Consider the following 16,128-nt stretch of genomic DNA (forward strand, 5'->3'; position numbering starts at 1 on the left):
GGCGCCACGGCGTCACAGCGGGGCGGGATAGCATCTCGCCCCGATGGACACCGAAGCACAGCCGACCGAACGCGACCGCTCCTCCCACCCGGAGTCCCCGGGGCCGGAGGGACGGTCGCGTTTCGCGTTGGTGGCGCGGCTCGCCGACTGGCTGCCGGGCGGCCGGATCACCCTCACCCTTCTCGTCTGCCTGGTGTTCCTGCTCGCCCTCAACGCCTTCGTGGTGCAACCGTTCCAGATCCCGAGCGGATCGATGGAACAGGGATTGAGGATCGGGGACCGCGTTCTCGTAAACAAGTTGGCGTACCGTTTCGGTGCCCGGCCGCGCCGCGGTGACGTGGTTGTGTTCGACGGCACGGGGTATTTCGGGGACGCCGACTACATCAAGCGCGTGGTCGGTGTGGGGGGAGACCATGTGGTCTGCTGCGACAAGAAGGGGAGGATCGAGGTGAACGGCCGGGCGGTCGACGAGACGGCGTTCCTCTATCCCGGGGACCGCCCCTCCGAGGTGGCCTTCGACATCCGGGTGCCCGCCGGCACCCTCTTCGTCCTCGGCGACCACCGCAGCGACTCCAGCGACTCCCGGGACCACCTGGGCTCACCCGGCGGCGGCATGATCCCCGTCGGTGACGTCATCGGCCGCGCCGACTGGATCCTCTGGCCGTACGCCCATATGACCCACCTGAGCCGGCCGTCCGCCTACGCGCGCGTGCCCGCGATCGCGGCGGAGGGCGCCCATGGGTAACCGCGGCAAACCGCGCGGGGTGCCCGAGACCCCCGCGGACGACCTGCTGCCCACCGGGGTCCGGCGCACCTCCGCGCCCGGTGGCGGCCGCACGCGCGCGGAGCGCCGCAAACTCCAGCGCAAGGTCAAGCGCAAGCGGCGGCGTTCGGCCGTCCGGGAGATCCCGCTCCTGGTCGGCGTCGCCGTGCTGATAGCGCTGGTCCTGAAGACCTTCCTGGTCCAGGCGTTCGTGATCCCGTCCGGCTCGATGGAGCAGACGATCCGGATCGGCGACCGGGTCCTGGTCGACAAGTTCACCCCGTGGTTCGGCTCCGAGCCGCAGCGCGGGGACGTCGTCGTCTTCCACGACCCGGGCGGCTGGCTGGCGGACGAACAGACCCGGAAGACGTCCGACCCGGTCGTCCTCAAGCAGCTCAAGGAGGGCCTCTCCTTCATCGGCCTGCTTCCGTCCGACAATGAGAAAGACCTGATCAAACGGGTCATCGGCGTCGGTGGCGATCATGTGAAGTGCTGTGACGCGCAGGGCCGGGTGACGGTCAACGGCGTCCCGCTCAGCGAGGCCGACTACCTCTACCCGGGCACGTCCCCCGCCGCCACCCCCTTCGACATCACCGTGCCCCCGGGCCGGCTGTGGGTGATGGGCGACCACCGCGACGACTCCGCGGACTCCCGCGCCCACCAGAACACCCCGTACGGCGGCACGGTCTCCCTGGACTCCGTGGTGGGCCGTGCCATGGTCATCGGCTGGCCGATCGGTCACTGGACGAGCCTGGACGAACCTAAAACCTTCGCAAGCGTCGGCGACTCCCGCTCCGGTGCGGCCGCGGCCTCCCGGCTGTCGCATAGGGTTGCTTCCGAGAATCCGAACGGAATGACCCAACTCCCGACCCCTGCGGAACTCCCGCTCGTTATGGGAGTGGTGGGCCTGCGTCGTATGTGGTGCGGGCGGCGGCACAGAGTAAGGAGTTGGCGTGGGGGATGTGGCGGTTGGCGCACGGTCGGGACACGACGGCGAGGAGCACCGCGGGCACCCCGTGGAAGCGAACGCCCCCGCACCGGACGGCGCCATGACCTCCGGGAATGACATGGCAGCGGACGACGGCACCCCCGGGGACGAGCAGCCGCCCCGCACCCAGGACGCGGGCTCCGGCTCCGGTTCCGGATCCGACGCGGAAGACACCGCGCCCCGGCCCAGGAAGCCCCGCTCCTTCTGGAAGGAGCTGCCGATCCTGATCGGTATCGCGCTGGTCCTGGCGCTGCTGATCAAGACCTTCCTGGTGCAGGCGTTCTCGATCCCCTCCGACTCGATGCAGAACACCCTCCAGGAGGGTGACCGGGTCCTGGTCGACAAGCTCACCCCGTGGTTCGGCTCCGAGCCCGAGCGCGGCGAGGTCGTCGTCTTCCACGACCCGGACAACTGGCTGGCGGGCGAGCCGACACCGAACCCCAACGCGGTGCAGAAGGTGCTCAGCTGGATCGGCCTGATGCCGTCGGCGGAGGAGAAGGACCTGATCAAGCGGGTGATCGGGGTCGGCGGCGACACCATCCAGTGCAAGGGCTCCGGCCCGCTGCTGGTCAACGGCAAGGCGCTGAACGAGCCGTATGTGTACCCCGGCAACACGCCGTGCAGCGTGGACGACCAGGGCGGCCAGTTCAAGGTGAAGGTGCCCAAGGGCTACATCTGGGTGATGGGCGACCACCGCCAGAACTCCCGTGACTCCCGCTACAACCAGTCCGACCGGAACCACGGCATGGTCCCCGTCGGCAAGGTCGTGGGCCGCGCGATCGTCAAGGCCTGGCCGGTCAACCGCTGGGGCACCCTGCCGATTCCGGACACCTTCGACCAGCCCGGCCTGGACCGGCAGTCCTCGGCGGCGGCCTCCCTGACGGTGGCTCCGGAGGGCCTGGCCGTCGCGGCGGTCGTGCCGGTGGCGGTGTGGCGCCGTCGCAGGAGCCGGTCGCAGGAGGAGCGCGTCTGACGCCGGACGCCGCCGCAGGAGTGCGCTGACGCCACACGCTGCGGCGGGGACCTGTCCGACAGCATCCGGAGCCGCCCCGGCCGGGGCGGCTCCGGCTTTTCCGCCGGGGGTGGGCAAGGCTCAGTACCGCCGGGTAGGGTCCCGGTCCATGGGTGGCGAGAGCACGACGCGTACGGCCCCGCGCAGCGGCGGCACAGGCACGGCAGGGCCCGGCGGCAGCCGGCTGGGGCAGCGGCTGTCCGGGCTGGTCGTGGCCCTCGGCCTCGTCCTGTTCCTCGGCGGCTTCGGCTGGGCGGCGGTCACCTACCGGCCGTACACCGTGCCCACCAGCTCCATGACGCCCACGATCGACGCCGGTGACCGGGTGCTGGCCCAGCGCGTCGACGGCGCCGACGTCAAGCGCGGGGACGTGGTCGTCTTCGAGGACAAGAGCTGGGTGACCAACGCCAAGGTGGTCAAGCGGGTCGTGGCCGTCGGCGGGGACACCGTCTCCTGCTGCACCGACGGAAAGCTGACCGTCAACGGCAAGCAGATCGACGAGCCCTATCTGCCCGAGGGCTCCCTCGCCGAGATCAAGAACTTCCCGACGGTCACCGTCCCCGCGGGCCGGCTCTTCCTGCTCGGCGACGAACGCCAGGGCTCCCTGGACTCCACCGCCCACCTCACCGACGCGGCCAAGGGCACGGTTGCCCGGGACGCCGTGACCGCCCGCGTGGACGCCGTCGTATGGCCCTGGAAGGGCATGCTCAAGCGGCCCACCGGTTTCACGGCGCTCGGCACCCTCTCACAGCCCGGCCCGCTGCGCACCATCGAGCTGCTGATCGTCGCCGGTGCGGTCCTGGTCCTGGCCGGGGGTGCGTACGGCCCGATCGCCAAGCTCTTCGGCCGCTCCCGGCGCACTCCCGCCCACCCGGAGGCGGCCGGTGCCCGCTGAGCCGCGGAAGGTGGCCCGGGTGGTCCTGCTCGATCCCGAGGACCGCATCCTGCTGCTGCACGGCCATGAGCCCGACGACCCCGCCGACGACTGGTGGTTCACCCCCGGGGGCGGTCTGGAGGGCGCCGAGACGCGGGAGGAGGCCGCCCGCCGGGAGCTCGCCGAGGAGACCGGCATCACGGACGTCGAGCTGGGACCCGTGCTGTGGCAGCGCCGCTGCTCCTTCCCGTTCGCTGGCCGCCGCTGGGACCAGGACGAGTGGTACTACCTGGCCCGTACGGCGCAGACGGTGACCGGGGCGACGGAGCTGACGGAGCTGGAGCGGCGCAGCGTGGCCGGAGCGCGGTGGTGGACGTGTCAGGAACTGGCCCGGGCGCATGAGACGGTGTATCCGACCAGACTCGCCGAGCTGCTGCGCACGCTGCTCGACGAAGGTCCCCCGGCCGGTCCCGTGACCCTCGATCCGGAAATCGTCTGAGGGCTCGCGCGGCTGGCGCACAATGGTGGGATCGCACGGCTGAAGGGGAACATGCCATGAGCGCCGAGGACCTCGAGAAGTACGAGACCGAGATGGAGCTGAAGCTCTACCGGGAGTACCGCGATGTCGTCGGTCTGTTCAAATACGTGATCGAGACCGAGCGGCGCTTCTATCTCACCAACGACTACGAGATGCAGGTGCACTCCGTCCAGGGTGAGGTCTTCTTCGAGGTGTCCATGGCCGACGCCTGGGTCTGGGACATGTACCGGCCGGCTCGCTTCGTGAAGCAGGTCCGGGTCCTGACGTTCAAGGACGTGAACATCGAGGAGCTGAACAAGAGCGACCTCGAGTTGCCCGGCGGGTGAGGTGACCCGCGGCTGACGGACTCCGGCGGCTGACGGACTCGGGCAGGTGACGGGCTCCGGCGGGTGACGGGGTTATCCACAATCGCCGGGCCGTCCACCAAGATCAACATCTTGGGTCCGGCTGCGTGATCGTTGGCGCCGGAGGTGGTGCCGACATGAGCAAGGCACGCAGTGGACTCGGCAGGTACGGCGAGGATCTGGCCGCCCGGCGGCTGACCGAGGCCGGGATGAGGATCCTGGAGCGCAACTGGCGCTGCGGTCGTTCCGGAGAGATCGACATCGTCGCGCTGGACGGCGATGTCCTGGTCGTCTGCGAGGTGAAGACCCGCAGGGACGGCGCCTTCCAGCATCCGATGGCCGCCGTCACCCCGCAGAAGGCGGGCCGGCTGCTCGGCCTGGCCCAGCACTGGATCCAGGCCCACGGAGGGGCTCCGCCCGGAGGCGTCCGCATCGACCTGGTCGGCGTGCTCCTGCCCCGCCGGGGCGCCCCGAGTGTCGAGCACGCCCGGGGGGTGGCCTGAATGGGATTCGCCCGTACGTGCTCGGTAGCCCTGGTGGGCGTGGAAGGCGTGGTCGTCGAGGTCCAGGCCGACCTCGAACCCGGCGTCGCGGCCTTCACCCTGGTGGGCCTCCCGGACAAGAGCCTGACGGAGAGCAGGGACCGGGTCCGGGCGGCGGTGGTGAACTCGGGCGGCGAATGGCCGCAGAAGAAGCTCACCGTGGGACTCAGCCCGGCATCGGTGCCCAAGGCCGGCTCCGGCTTCGACCTGGCCGTGGCCTGCGCCGTGCTCGGAGCCGCCGAGCGGATCGATCCCCGGGTCCTCGCCGACATCGTCATGATCGGAGAGCTGGGGCTGGACGGCCGGGTCCGCCCGGTGCGTGGGATCCTGCCCGCGGTGCTGGCCGCGGCCGACGCCGGGTACGAACAGGTGGTCGTGCCGGAATGCGCCGCGGCGGAGGCCTCGCTGGTCCCCGGTGTCTCGGTGCTGGGCGTGCGCAGCCTGCGCCAGCTCATCGCGGTCCTGGCCGACGAACCCGTCCCCGAGGAGGAACCGGACCAGCAGGGCCGCCCGGACCCGCTCCTGGCCGGTCTGCGCGTACCGGGTACGAGCGCCGCCACCGGCATGCACAGCATCGGCGCCACCCAGCACGAACACGACCACGACCTCGCGGACGTGGTGGGCCAGACATCGGCCCGCACGGCCGTGGAGGTGGCCGCCGCCGGGGGACACCATCTGTTCCTGGAAGGGCCGCCCGGCGCGGGCAAGACCATGCTCGCCGAACGGCTTCCCGCCGTGCTTCCCCGGCTCACCAGGGAGGAGTCGCTGGAGGTGACGGCCGTGCACTCGGTGGCCGGGCTGCTGCCGCCGGGCAAGCCGCTCATCGACATCGCCCCCTACTGCGCCCCGCACCACTCGGCGACCATGCAGTCCCTCGTCGGCGGCGGCCCCGGCATCCCGCGCCCCGGAGCGGTGTCCCTCGCCCATCGCGGGGTGCTCTTTCTGGACGAGGCACCCGAGTTCCACAGCCAGACCCTGGACGCCCTGCGCCAGCCCCTGGAGTCCGGCCATGTGGTCATCGCACGCAGCGCCGGTGTCGTCCGGTTCCCGGCACGCTTCCTGATGGTGCTGGCGGCCAACCCCTGCCCCTGTGGCCGCTTCTCCGTGCGCGACTCCCTGTGCGAGTGCCCGCCGTCGGCCATCCGCCGCTACCAGGCCCGGCTCTCCGGGCCGCTGCTGGACCGGGTGGACCTGCGCGTCGAGGTCGATCCGGTCAGCCGGGCCCAGCTCACCGCACCGGGCGCCCGGGGCGAGACCACCGCCACCGTGGCCGACCGGGTGCGGCAGGCCCGGGAGCGGACCGCGGCCCGGCTCGCCGGAACCCCCTGGCGCAGGAACAGCGAAGTGCCCGGCCGGGAGCTGCGCAGCCGCTATCACGCCGTGGCCGGCGCCATGGACGAGGCCGAGCGCAACCTGGAGCGGGGCGTGCTCACCGCGCGCGGCATCGACCGGGTGCTGCGCGTCGCCTGGACCGTCGCCGACCTCGTCGGACACGACCGCCCGGACGCGGCCGACGTCGCCCTCGCCCTGCAACTGCGCACCGGAGTCCCCCGGGGCGTGCCGATGGCCATCGGGGCGCTGACATGACCGGAGAGGACGGCCCCGACGCCGAACTGCTCGGGCGGGTCTTCCTCGGGCGGGTGATCGAGCCGGGGGACGAGGCCGGCGGGCGGTGGGTGCGGGAGTTCGGGGTCGGGGAGGTGGTGCGGCGGCTGCGCGGGGACGGCGAGCCGTTGCCCGGGGTGAGCGCCGTGCGGTGGGAGGGGCTGGTCGCGCGGGCCCGGCGGGCCGAGCCCGAGCGGGATCTCGCCCAGGCCCGGCGGGCGGGGGCACGGTTCCTGCGCCCGGGGGACACCGAGTGGCCCGGGCAGCTCGACGACCTCGGCGACGCCCGGCCCCTCGGTCTCTGGGTGCGGGGCCGCCCCAGCCTGCGGTTATGGGCGCTGCGCTCGGTCGCGGTGGTGGGCGCCCGCGCCTGCACCGAGTACGGCAGCCACACCGCCGCCGGCCTCGCCGCGGGCCTCGCCGAGCGGGGCTGGGTGGTGGTGTCGGGCGGCGCCTACGGGATCGACGGCGCCGCCCACCGCGGTGCCCTCGCCGTCGGCGGCGCCACCGTCGCCGTCCTGGCCAGCGGCGTCGACCGGCCCTACCCCCGCGGCCACACCGCGCTCATCGACCGCATCGGGGAACAGGGGCTGGTGATCGGCGAGTTGCCCCCGGGCGACCACCCGACACCGAGCCGGTTCATCCTGCGCAACCGGGTGATCGCGGCCCTCACCAGAGGCACCGTCGTCGTGGAGGCGGCCTGCCGCAGCGGCTCCCTGGCCACCGCGCGGGCCGCACAGCGGCTCGGCAGATTCACCATGGGCGTGCCCGGCCCGGTCACCAGCGCACTCTCCGCCGGGGTGCACGAACTGCTGCGCGGTGAGGCCACCCTCGTCACCGACGCCGCGGAAGTGGTCGAACTCGTGGGCGATATCGGAGAGCTGGCCCCGGCCCGGCGGGGCCCGGTGCTCCCCCGTGACCTGCTGGAACCGGCCGCCCGGAGCGTCCTCGCCGCCCTGCCGGGCGACCGGCCGGCCCCCGCCGCGGAGATCGCGCTCGGTGCCCGCACCACGCCGGACGACACGATCGCCCGGCTGTACGAACTCCGAGCACTGGGGTACGTCGAACGACATGGCGACGGCTGGAAGTTGACACGCCAGGCGGTGATGTCCGTCCGGGCCGCCCACGAAAGTCGCTGACCGAGGGTGTTCGGCCGTCCGGGGGAACCCCCGACGCCCTTGGGGTTTCCCGGAGTTGGGGTCCGCGCCGGTCACACCGAGCGAGGCGCGTGCCGCGCTCGCGGAGCCCCCGTGAGCGCCCCGTGCGCGGGTGGAGCCTCGCTGTTCGCACACCGCGACTCCTCAGTCACGCTACGCTCACAAAGGCGGCGGCGCAGAACGCGCCAACTCCACACCAGACCGGCAGGTCACCCAGGCAGCCCACTTCGACCCACGGCACCGCACCGTACGACACGACATCCCAGCCCCTCCCACACCGCAGCACTTCGCGGCAGTTCACAGCACTTCACGGCAGAACGGCACAAGGCGACGAATGCCCCAGCACACCTCCGGGTCCGACCGGGCGGCGCTCCCCCCAGCCGCCCGCGAGGGTGGCAGCGTGCGGCCGCCCGCTCCCTCGACGCTCGACGAGCTGTGGCGGTCGTACAAGGCGACGGGGGACGACCGGCTGCGGGAGCAGCTGATCCTGCACTACTCGCCGCTCGTGAAATACGTCGCGGGCCGGGTCAGCGTCGGGCTGCCGCCCAATGTGGAGCAGGCCGACTTCGTCTCCTCGGGGGTGTTCGGGCTGATCGACGCCATCGAGAAGTTCGACATCGACCGGGAGATCAAGTTCGAGACGTACGCGATCACCCGGATCCGCGGCGCGATGATCGACGAGCTGCGGGCGCTGGACTGGATCCCCCGGTCGGTGCGGCAGAAGGCGCGCAACGTCGAGCGGGCCTACGCGACCCTCGAAGCCCGGCTGCGGCGCACCCCGAGCGAGTGCGAGGTCGCCGCCGAGCTGGGCATGGAGGTCGACGAACTGCACGCGGTGTTCAGCCAGTTGTCGCTGGCCAACGTGGTCGCCCTGGAGGAGCTGCTGCACGTCGGCGGCGAGGGCGGGGACCGGCTCAGCCTCATGGACACGCTGGAGGACACCGCCGCGGACAACCCGGTGGAGGTGGCCGAGGACCGGGAGCTGCGCCGGTTTCTCGCGCGGGCCATCAACACCCTGCCCGAGCGGGAGAAGACCGTGGTGACGCTGTACTACTACGAGGGGCTCACCCTCGCCGAGATCGGCAATGTGCTCGGGGTCACCGAGAGCCGGGTCAGCCAGATCCACACCAAGTCGGTGCTCCAGCTGCGGGCCAAGCTGGCGAGCTTCGGGCGCTGAGTCGCTCCCGTTCGGCGGGGCTCGTCCGTAAAGTGTTGCCGTGCCAAGGATTCGAGCGGCCTCCGTGGCCGAGCACCGGTCGATGCAGCGAGCCGCCCTGCTGGACGCGGCTCGGTCCCTGCTGTCCGAGGGCGGGACGGAGGCGCTGACCTTCCCCGCACTGGCCGAGCGCACCGGGCTGGCGCGGTCGTCGGTGTACGAGTACTTCCGGTCGCGGGCGGCCGTGGTCGAGGAGCTGTGCGAGGTCGACTTCCCGCTGTGGGCGGCCGAGGTCGAGGCGGCCATGGAGCGGGCCGGGACGCCCGAGGCCAAGGTCGAGGCGTATGTGCGGCAGCAGCTGGCGCTGGTCGGGGACCGGCGGCACCGGGCGGTCGTCGCCATCTCGGCGAGCGAGCTGGACGCCGGGGCGCGGGAGAAGATCCGGGCGGCCCACGGCGGGCTGGTCGCGATGATCGTCGAGGCGCTCGGCGAGATGGGGCACGGTCAGCCCCGGCTGGCGGCGATGCTGGTGCAGGGCGTGGTGGATGCCGCCGTGCGGCGGATCGAGCTGGGCGCGGCCGAGGAGCCCGCCCAGGTGACGGAGGCCGCGGTGGCCATGGCGCTGCGGGGCGTACGAGGCTGACCCCCTCTGGCCCCGGCTCCCGGCCGCCTCCACAGTGCCTGCGCCGCGCCCGGGACGGGTAGGCGACCGGCGTCGGGCGGGAGCTGGGGCGTGGGGTGTCCAGTGTTGCGGGGCCTCGTCTCCGGGGTTGCCCCTGCTGCGGGGCCGGGGCTACGGGGCCTGCGGTACGCCCAGGACCGGCAGCAGTCTCGACGGGCCTCGGGGCAGGAGCCACGGGGGGAGCAGGGACAGGGGGTTCAGGTAGGTCCTGTCCCGCAGCAGACCCCAGTGCAGGCAGGAGCGCGGGCCGCAGTGCGGGGTCGGGCGGTCCAGCGTCGCCACGGTCTCGCCCGGTGTCACCTCCTCTCCCGCGCGGACCGACGGGATCACCGGCTCGTACGTCGTCCGCAGGTCCGTCCCGTCCAGTTCCAGGGTGAGCACCCCCCTGCCCGCCACCCGCCCGGCGAAGGACACCCGGCCCGGCGCGACGGCGCGGACCGGGGCGCCGGGAGGGGCGGCGAGATCCACACCGCGGTGGCCGGGGCCGTAGACCGTGGCAGGCGGCTCCCAGCCGCGGATCACCGCCGGGCGGCCGCCCGGCGGCCCCACCGGCCAGATCCGGGCGACAGCCGGCACCGGCGGGCCGGGCGGCGGGCCCGGCGGCGGGGGGCCCGCCCGGACCACGGCGGTCAGGGCCGCCGCCGGCAGCGCGGCCGGCAGCACCAGGAGCAGCAGGGCCGTACCCGCGGTCAGGTGTCGCGTCGCTCGTCGCATGCGATCCACCCTTCCGCAGGCCTGTGATCACGGCCGGAGTCTGTGGACCACCCCGCCGTTGTGGACAGCGGCGTCACCCGCGGGCCCGCCGGTCCCGTACACTTCTTCTGGCGATCCGGGTCACCGGGTCGACTTCGCACGCCCCGACACCGATCGGTCAACGATCTGTGTCAGCGCCCCTCGGTCCTCTGTGGCAACGGCGCATCGCGGGCGTCAGGCGCGACCGCCGTCCGGCGGACGCGGCACAACCGAGAAACCAAGGAGAAACGGCCATGGCCGTCGTCACGATGCGGGAGCTGCTGGAGAGCGGCGTCCACTTCGGTCACCAGACCCGTCGCTGGAACCCGAAGATGAAGCGCTTCATCTTCACCGAGCGCAACGGCATCTACATCATCGACCTGCTCCAGTCGCTGTCGTACATCGACCGCGCCTACGAGTTCGTCAAGGAGACCGTCGCCCACGGCGGCACGGTCATGTTCGTCGGCACCAAGAAGCAGGCGCAGGAGGCCATCGCCGAGCAGGCCACCCGCGTCGGCATGCCCTACGTCAACCAGCGCTGGCTGGGCGGCATGCTCACCAACTTCTCGACCGTCTACAAGCGTCTGCAGCGCCTCAAGGAGCTCGAGCAGATCGACTTCGAGGACGTCGCGTCCTCCGGTCTGACGAAGAAGGAGCTGCTGGTCCTCTCGCGCGAGAAGGCCAAGCTCGAGAAGACCCTCGGTGGTATCCGCGAGATGCAGAAGGTGCCGAGCGCCGTCTGGATCGTGGACACCAAGAAGGAGCACATCGCCGTCGGCGAGGCCCGGAAGCTCAACATCCCGGTCGTCGCGATCCTCGACACCAACTGTGACCCGGACGAGGTCGACTACAAGATCCCGGGCAACGACGACGCGATCCGTTCCGTCACCCTGCTCACCCGCGTGATCGCCGACGCCGTCGCCGAGGGCCTCATCGCCCGCTCCGGCGTCGCCACCGGCGACAAGGGCGAGAAGGCCGCGGGCGAGCCGCTCGCCGAGTGGGAGCGCGACCTGCTCGAGGGCGAGAAGAAGGCCGACGAGGCGGAGCAGCCGGCCGAGGCCGCTGCCGAGGCGCCGGCCGAGGCCCCCGCCGAGGCTCCCGCCGCCGAGGCCGAGCAGGCCTGACACAGGCGTCGACGGCGGGGGCGGTACTGACAGCGCCTCCGGCGCGGTGAAGTCCGCCCCCGCTGTTCACCCGTAGGTCAGCACGACGTATGCGCGCCGCGTTCACATGTGGAGCGACACCGTGCTGGACCGTGCTGATCTGAAGATCTTCCAGACTTCGAGAAAGACTCACAGACTCATGGCGAACTACACCGCCGCCGACGTCAAGAAGCTCCGTGAGCTGACCGGCGCCGGCATGATGGACTGCAAGAAGGCGCTGGACGAGGCCGAGGGCAACGTCGAGAAGGCCGTCGAGGCGCTGCGCATCAAGGGCCAGAAGGGCGTCGCCAAGCGCGAGGGCCGCTCCGCCGAGAACGGCGCCGTGGTCTCCATCATCGCCGACGACAACTCCTCCGGCGTCATCGTCGAGCTGAAGTGCGAGACGGACTTCGTCGCCAAGGGTGACAAGTTCCAGGCCGTCGCCAACAAGATCGCGGAGCACGTCGCCGCGACCTCCCCGGCCGACATCGAGGCCCTGCTCGCCTCCGAGATCGAGCCCGGCAAGACCGTCCAGGCGTTCGTGGACGAGGCCAACGCCAACCTCGGCGAGAAGATCGTCCTGGACCGCTTCGCGCAGTTCGCCGACGGCTTCGTGCTCGCGTACATGCACCGCACCATGCCCGACCTGCCCCCGCAGATCGGTGTCCTGGTCGAGCTGGACAAGCCGAACGCCGAGGTCGCCAAGGGCATCGCCCAGCACATCGCCGCCTTCGCGCCGAAGTACCTCTCCAAGGAGGACGTCCCGGCCGAGGTCGTCGAGTCCGAGCGTCGCATCGCCGAGGAGACCACCCGCGCCGAGGGCAAGCCCGAGGCCGCGCTCCCGAAGATCGTCGAGGGTCGCCTCAACGGCTTCTTCAAGGACGCCACGCTGCTGGGCCAGCCGTACGCGCTGGACAACAAGAAGTCGGTCCAGAAGGTGCTGGACGAGGCCGGTGTCACCCTGAAGCGCTTCTCGCGCATCAAGGTCGGCATCTGAGTCCGTACCGCGATCGACGCGCGACCCGAGGGGAATTCTCGGTAGGGTCGACAGCAGTCGTCCGCGCACACCGCCATACCCGGGCACGTGGCGGACGGCAGCAGATCTGACGAGGAGGCCATTGCCGCGCATGGGAGCGAAAAGCGACCCCATCGGCAATGGCCTTCTTCGTATGTGCAACACGTGAAAGAGGCGGGATCTCCCATGACCACCAAGGCCCAGAAGAGCGACGACGGCAAAGTGCGCGGCCGGTACCTGCTGAAGCTGTCCGGAGAGGCCTTCTCCGGTGGCGGCGGCCTGGGCGTGGACCCCGACGTGGTGCACAAGATCGCCCGCGAGATCGCGGCCGTCGTCCGGGACGGCGCGCAGATCGCGGTCGTCATCGGCGGCGGCAACTTCTTCCGCGGCGCCGAACTCCAGCAGCGCGGCATGGACCGCGCCCGCTCCGACTACATGGGCATGCTCGGCACCGTGATGAACTGCCTCGCCCTCCAGGACTTCCTGGAGAAGGAGGGCATCGACAGCCGGGTGCAGACCGCCATCACCATGGGCCAGGTCGCCGAGCCGTACATCCCGCTGCGCGCCGTGCGCCACCTGGAGAAGGGCCGCGTGGTCATCTTCGGCGCCGGTATGGGCATGCCGTACTTCTCCACCGACACCACCGCCGCCCAGCGCGCCCTGGAGATCGACGCCGAGGCGCTGCTCATGGGCAAGAACGGCGTGGACGGGGTGTACGACTCCGACCCCAAGACCAACCCGGACGCCGTCAAATTCGACGCGCTCGGCTACGGCGAGGTCATCACCCGCGACCTGAAGGTCGCCGACGCCACCGCCATCACGCTCTGCCGCGACAACAAGCTTCCGATCCTCGTCTTCGAGCTGCTCGCCGAGGGCAATATCGCTCGGGCCGTCAAGGGTGAGAAGATCGGCACGCTGGTCGGCGACCAGGGCAACCGGGACTGACCCGGTATCCGTCCGGCCGGTGATGTACGGCCCCGCAGGGGCCGGGCCCCGGCCGGGGGATGGACAATGTCCTGCCGGTGGGGAACCGTGCAGGAAGAAGACGCGACGCAGCCGGCCGCCGACCGACTCAAGGAACCGCAGCCGGGCCTTACTCAAGACACGCAGGAGCAAGTGGTGATCGAAGAGACCCTCCTCGAGGCCGAGGAGAAGATGGAGAAGGCCGTCGTGGTCGCCAAGGAGGACTTCGCCGCGATCCGCACCGGCCGTGCGCACCCGGCGATGTTCAACAAGATCGTGGCCGACTACTACGGTGCCCCGACGCCGATCAACCAGCTGGCCTCGTTCTCCGTGCCGGAGCCGCGCATGGCGGTCGTCACCCCGTTCGACAAGAGCGCGCTGCGCAACATCGAGCAGGCGATCCGCGACTCCGACCTGGGCGTCAACCCCAGCAACGACGGCAACATCATCCGGGTGGTGTTCCCCGAGCTGACCGAGGAGCGCCGCCGCGACTACATCAAGGTCGCCAAGGGCAAGGCCGAGGACGCCAAGGTCTCGATCCGTTCCGTGCGCCGCAAGGCCAAGGACGCCATCGACAAGCTCGTCAAGGACGGCGAGGTCGGCGAGGACGACGGGCGTCGTGCGGAGAAGGAGCTGGACGACACCACGGCGAAGTACGTCGCCCAGGTGGACGAGCTTCTGAAGCACAAGGAAGCGGAGCTGCTCGAAGTCTGATGAGCGACTCTTCCTGGGGAGCGCCGCCACCCGCGGGGCAGGCCGGGTACTCCGCGGGGCAGGCCGGGTACTGGGGAGCCACCGACGGTGGGCCCGCCCAGCCCGTCCCGCCTGTCCGCGGGGCCGCCCCGGCGGGTCCCGCGTACGATGCGCCTCAGGCGCAGCAGACTCGCCCCATGCCCATCGTGCCCGACGGCCCCGCGTACGGCGGAGACCAGGACGATCACCGGGGTGCCGCTCGGCCGAGCGGCCCCCTGTCCGGGGAGATCCCGGCCGAGAACCAGAATCCGGAGCCCATGTCCGACGCCCCGCAGCCGGCCCCCGCGCCGCAGAAGAAGAGCGCGGGCCGTGATCTGAGCGCGGCCATAGGAGTCGGCGTCGGGCTCGGTGTGGTGATCATCGCCTCGCTGTTCATCAAGAAGGCCGTGTTCGTCGGGGTGGTCGCGGTCGCCGTGGTCGTCGGCCTGTGGGAGCTGACGAGCAGGCTCCAGGAGCGCAAGGGCATCAGGGCGCCGCTGGTGCCGCTCGCCGTCGGCGGCGCGGCGATGGTGGTCGCCGGGTATGTGCGCGGTGCCGAGGGCGCGTGGGTCGCCATGGCCCTGACGGCGCTCGCGGCCCTGGTCTGGCGGATGACGGAACCTCCCGAGGGGTACCTCAGGGACGTCACGGCCGGTGTCTTCGCGGCGTTCTACGTGCCGTTCCTGGCCACGTTCGTCGCGATGATGCTGACCGCCGAGGACGGCCCCTGGCGCGTCCTCACCTTCCTGCTGCTGACCGTGGTCAGCGACACCGGTGCCTACGCCGTCGGCTGGCGTTTCGGCAAGCACAAGCTCGCTCCGCGCATCAGCCCCGGCAAGACCCGCGAGGGCCTGGTCGGCGCGGTGCTGTTCGCGATGGTCGCGGGGGCGCTGTGCATGCAGTTCCTGATCGACGGCGGCAGCTGGTGGCAGGGGCTGCTGCTGGGCCTCGCGGTCGCGGCCAGCGCCACGCTGGGCGACCTCGGCGAATCCATGATCAAGCGGGACCTGGGCATCAAGGACATGGGCACCCTGCTCCCCGGGCACGGCGGCATCATGGACCGCCTCGACTCCCTGCTGCCCACGGCGCCGGTGGTCTGGCTGCTGATGGTCGCGTTCGTCGGCTCCGGGTGAGCGACGGCGTCGTACGGCTCCCGGGCCCCCGCCCCGCGTGTTTGCACGCAAGGCGGGGGCCCGTCCCATATGGCCCCAAACCCATCCAAGTGGGACGATTCTGCACGTAGACAGACCCTCTCCCGCACCGAAGGAGGGCGCCATGTCCGCCTTCCACGAAGAGATCGACATCGAGCGGTCGCCCGGTGATGTCTGGGCGTATGTCAGTGACCCCGTCCACCTGCCGGAGTGGCAGGAGAGCGCGGTCTCCGTCGAGGAACTGGACGACGGTCCCTTCGGCGTCGGCTCCCGCTTCCGCGTCACCCGGCACGTCGGCGGCCGGGACATGCCGATGACCATGGAGTGCACCGAGTTCGAGCCGCCGCACTCCTGGACCGCCCGGGGCATCGACGGACACATCCGCGGCCAGGTCCACGGCGAGGTCACCGCACTGCCCGACGGCAGCACCCGGGTCACCATGGACCTCGACTTCGAGGGCCACGGCATAGGCAAGGTCCTGCTGCCTCTCGTCGTACGGCCCCAGGTTCGCAAGGAACTCCCGCACAACGAGCACCTCCTCAAGGAACGCCTGGAACACGCCACCCCGGGCGTCCTGTAAGCGCCCTTGCCCCTGACCTACCGGACCACCCGGATGAGGTCGCCCTCGAAGTCGAACGCATCCTCAGCCAGTCCCACGATCTCTCCCTAACGGAACCCGCATCCGGCGCCTACGTCCACCATCGGCTGGTAGCGCTGGGGGAGTGGTGGTCT

General features: G+C 71.3%; 18 protein-coding genes. 17 read left to right on the plus strand and 1 reads right to left on the minus strand.

Translation table 11 applies throughout. The features are described 5' to 3' along the window. Positions 1-43 precede the first annotated feature (43 nt). The 11 genes from lepB (ACZ5CZ_RS01540) (at position 44) to ACZ5CZ_RS01590 (ending at position 9,622) form a co-directional block, all read left to right on the plus strand. The gene (gene lepB / locus ACZ5CZ_RS01540) at positions 44-745 is read left to right on the plus strand and encodes a signal peptidase I (RefSeq protein WP_385839707.1); all 702 of its coding nucleotides are present in this window, start codon (positions 44-46) and stop codon (positions 743-745) included. Then, positions 738-1,829: a signal peptidase I gene (gene lepB, locus ACZ5CZ_RS01545; protein WP_468938196.1), complete on the plus strand. Its 1,092-nt coding sequence runs from the start codon at positions 738-740 to the stop codon at positions 1,827-1,829. Before lepB (ACZ5CZ_RS01540) ends, lepB (ACZ5CZ_RS01545) begins: the two co-directional genes overlap by 8 nt. Beyond that, positions 1,717-2,724 carry a signal peptidase I gene (gene lepB / locus ACZ5CZ_RS01550; protein WP_468938198.1) on the plus strand — a complete coding sequence of 336 codons (1,008 nt, stop codon included), beginning with the start codon at positions 1,717-1,719 and terminating at the stop codon, positions 2,722-2,724. The genes lepB (ACZ5CZ_RS01545) and lepB (ACZ5CZ_RS01550) overlap by 113 nt, the downstream gene beginning before the upstream one ends. 148 nt (positions 2,725-2,872) lie before the next feature. Continuing rightward, on the plus strand, positions 2,873-3,658 hold the full coding sequence (gene lepB / locus ACZ5CZ_RS01555; protein WP_468938201.1) for a signal peptidase I: 786 nt from the start codon (positions 2,873-2,875) through the stop codon (positions 3,656-3,658). Further along, positions 3,648-4,136, plus strand: coding sequence for an NUDIX hydrolase (locus tag ACZ5CZ_RS01560; RefSeq protein ID WP_385839703.1), 489 nt, complete (start codon positions 3,648-3,650; stop codon positions 4,134-4,136). Before lepB (ACZ5CZ_RS01555) ends, ACZ5CZ_RS01560 begins: the two co-directional genes overlap by 11 nt. 56 nt (positions 4,137-4,192) lie before the next feature. Continuing rightward, positions 4,193-4,501, plus strand: coding sequence for a DUF2469 domain-containing protein (locus ACZ5CZ_RS01565; RefSeq protein WP_003965949.1), 309 nt, complete (start codon positions 4,193-4,195; stop codon positions 4,499-4,501). 155 nt (positions 4,502-4,656) lie between these two features. After that, positions 4,657-5,022, plus strand: a complete 366-nt coding sequence (locus ACZ5CZ_RS01570) for a YraN family protein (protein WP_385839701.1) — start codon at positions 4,657-4,659, stop codon at positions 5,020-5,022. Beyond that, complete coding sequence (locus ACZ5CZ_RS01575) at positions 5,023-6,648, plus strand: YifB family Mg chelatase-like AAA ATPase (RefSeq protein WP_468938205.1); 1,626 nt, start codon at positions 5,023-5,025, stop codon at positions 6,646-6,648. Further along, positions 6,645-7,805, plus strand: a complete 1,161-nt coding sequence (gene dprA / locus ACZ5CZ_RS01580; RefSeq protein ID WP_468938207.1) for a DNA-processing protein DprA — start codon at positions 6,645-6,647, stop codon at positions 7,803-7,805. The genes ACZ5CZ_RS01575 and dprA overlap by 4 nt, the downstream gene beginning before the upstream one ends. Positions 7,806-8,157: 352 nt before the next feature. Beyond that, a complete protein-coding gene (gene whiG, locus ACZ5CZ_RS01585; protein ID WP_385839698.1) occupies positions 8,158-9,000 on the plus strand; it encodes an RNA polymerase sigma factor WhiG in 843 nt (280 codons plus the stop codon). Positions 9,001-9,064: 64 nt separating this feature from the next. Next, the gene (locus ACZ5CZ_RS01590) at positions 9,065-9,622 is read left to right on the plus strand and encodes a TetR/AcrR family transcriptional regulator (protein WP_385840299.1); all 558 of its coding nucleotides are present in this window, start codon (positions 9,065-9,067) and stop codon (positions 9,620-9,622) included. Between the two features lie 150 nt (positions 9,623-9,772). On the opposite strand, the gene ACZ5CZ_RS01595 is transcribed toward ACZ5CZ_RS01590, so the two are convergent. Beyond that, positions 9,773-10,375, minus strand: coding sequence for a peptidoglycan DD-metalloendopeptidase family protein (locus tag ACZ5CZ_RS01595; RefSeq protein ID WP_468938209.1), 603 nt, complete (start codon positions 10,373-10,375; stop codon positions 9,773-9,775). Positions 10,376-10,647: 272 nt separating this feature from the next. Here ACZ5CZ_RS01595 and rpsB point away from each other — a divergent pair, with 272 nt between their 5' ends. The 6 genes from rpsB (at position 10,648) to ACZ5CZ_RS01625 (ending at position 15,976) form a co-directional block, all read left to right on the plus strand. Beyond that, positions 10,648-11,517: a 30S ribosomal protein S2 gene (gene rpsB, locus ACZ5CZ_RS01600; protein WP_385839695.1), complete on the plus strand. Its 870-nt coding sequence runs from the start codon at positions 10,648-10,650 to the stop codon at positions 11,515-11,517. A 178-nt stretch (positions 11,518-11,695) separates the two neighbouring features. Beyond that, complete coding sequence (tsf, locus tag ACZ5CZ_RS01605; protein ID WP_385839694.1) at positions 11,696-12,532, plus strand: translation elongation factor Ts; 837 nt, start codon at positions 11,696-11,698, stop codon at positions 12,530-12,532. A gap of 204 nt (positions 12,533-12,736) precedes the next feature. Further along, entirely contained in the window at positions 12,737-13,495 is a 759-nt protein-coding gene (gene pyrH, locus ACZ5CZ_RS01610) for a UMP kinase (RefSeq protein ID WP_450784329.1), read from the plus strand. Positions 13,496-13,669: 174 nt separating this feature from the next. Then, positions 13,670-14,227, plus strand: coding sequence for a ribosome recycling factor (gene frr / locus ACZ5CZ_RS01615; RefSeq protein WP_385839692.1), 558 nt, complete (start codon positions 13,670-13,672; stop codon positions 14,225-14,227). Continuing rightward, the gene (locus ACZ5CZ_RS01620; protein WP_468938216.1) at positions 14,227-15,378 is read left to right on the plus strand and encodes a phosphatidate cytidylyltransferase; all 1,152 of its coding nucleotides are present in this window, start codon (positions 14,227-14,229) and stop codon (positions 15,376-15,378) included. The genes frr and ACZ5CZ_RS01620 overlap by 1 nt, the downstream gene beginning before the upstream one ends. A 142-nt stretch (positions 15,379-15,520) precedes the next feature. After that, complete coding sequence (locus ACZ5CZ_RS01625) at positions 15,521-15,976, plus strand: SRPBCC family protein (protein ID WP_468938218.1); 456 nt, start codon at positions 15,521-15,523, stop codon at positions 15,974-15,976. Positions 15,977-16,128: the final 152 nt, after the last annotated feature.

Source organism: Streptomyces sp. NPDC031418, assembly GCF_055581605.1.

Coding starts and splice junctions, on each gene's coding strand:
- lepB (WP_385839707.1), top strand. CDS start 44: ATGGACACCGAAGCACAGCCGACCGAACGCGACCGCTCCTCCCACCCG.
- lepB (WP_468938196.1), top strand. CDS start 738: ATGGGTAACCGCGGCAAACCGCGCGGGGTGCCCGAGACCCCCGCGGAC.
- lepB (WP_468938201.1), top strand. CDS start 2,873: ATGGGTGGCGAGAGCACGACGCGTACGGCCCCGCGCAGCGGCGGCACA.
- ACZ5CZ_RS01565 (WP_003965949.1), top strand. CDS start 4,193: ATGAGCGCCGAGGACCTCGAGAAGTACGAGACCGAGATGGAGCTGAAG.
- ACZ5CZ_RS01570 (WP_385839701.1), top strand. CDS start 4,657: ATGAGCAAGGCACGCAGTGGACTCGGCAGGTACGGCGAGGATCTGGCC.
- ACZ5CZ_RS01575 (WP_468938205.1), top strand. CDS start 5,023: ATGGGATTCGCCCGTACGTGCTCGGTAGCCCTGGTGGGCGTGGAAGGC.
- dprA (WP_468938207.1), top strand. CDS start 6,645: ATGACCGGAGAGGACGGCCCCGACGCCGAACTGCTCGGGCGGGTCTTC.
- whiG (WP_385839698.1), top strand. CDS start 8,158: ATGCCCCAGCACACCTCCGGGTCCGACCGGGCGGCGCTCCCCCCAGCC.
- ACZ5CZ_RS01595 (WP_468938209.1), bottom strand. CDS start 10,375: ATGCGACGAGCGACGCGACACCTGACCGCGGGTACGGCCCTGCTGCTC.
- rpsB (WP_385839695.1), top strand. CDS start 10,648: ATGGCCGTCGTCACGATGCGGGAGCTGCTGGAGAGCGGCGTCCACTTC.
- tsf (WP_385839694.1), top strand. CDS start 11,696: ATGGCGAACTACACCGCCGCCGACGTCAAGAAGCTCCGTGAGCTGACC.
- pyrH (WP_450784329.1), top strand. CDS start 12,737: ATGACCACCAAGGCCCAGAAGAGCGACGACGGCAAAGTGCGCGGCCGG.
- ACZ5CZ_RS01620 (WP_468938216.1), top strand. CDS start 14,227: ATGAGCGACTCTTCCTGGGGAGCGCCGCCACCCGCGGGGCAGGCCGGG.
- ACZ5CZ_RS01625 (WP_468938218.1), top strand. CDS start 15,521: ATGTCCGCCTTCCACGAAGAGATCGACATCGAGCGGTCGCCCGGTGAT.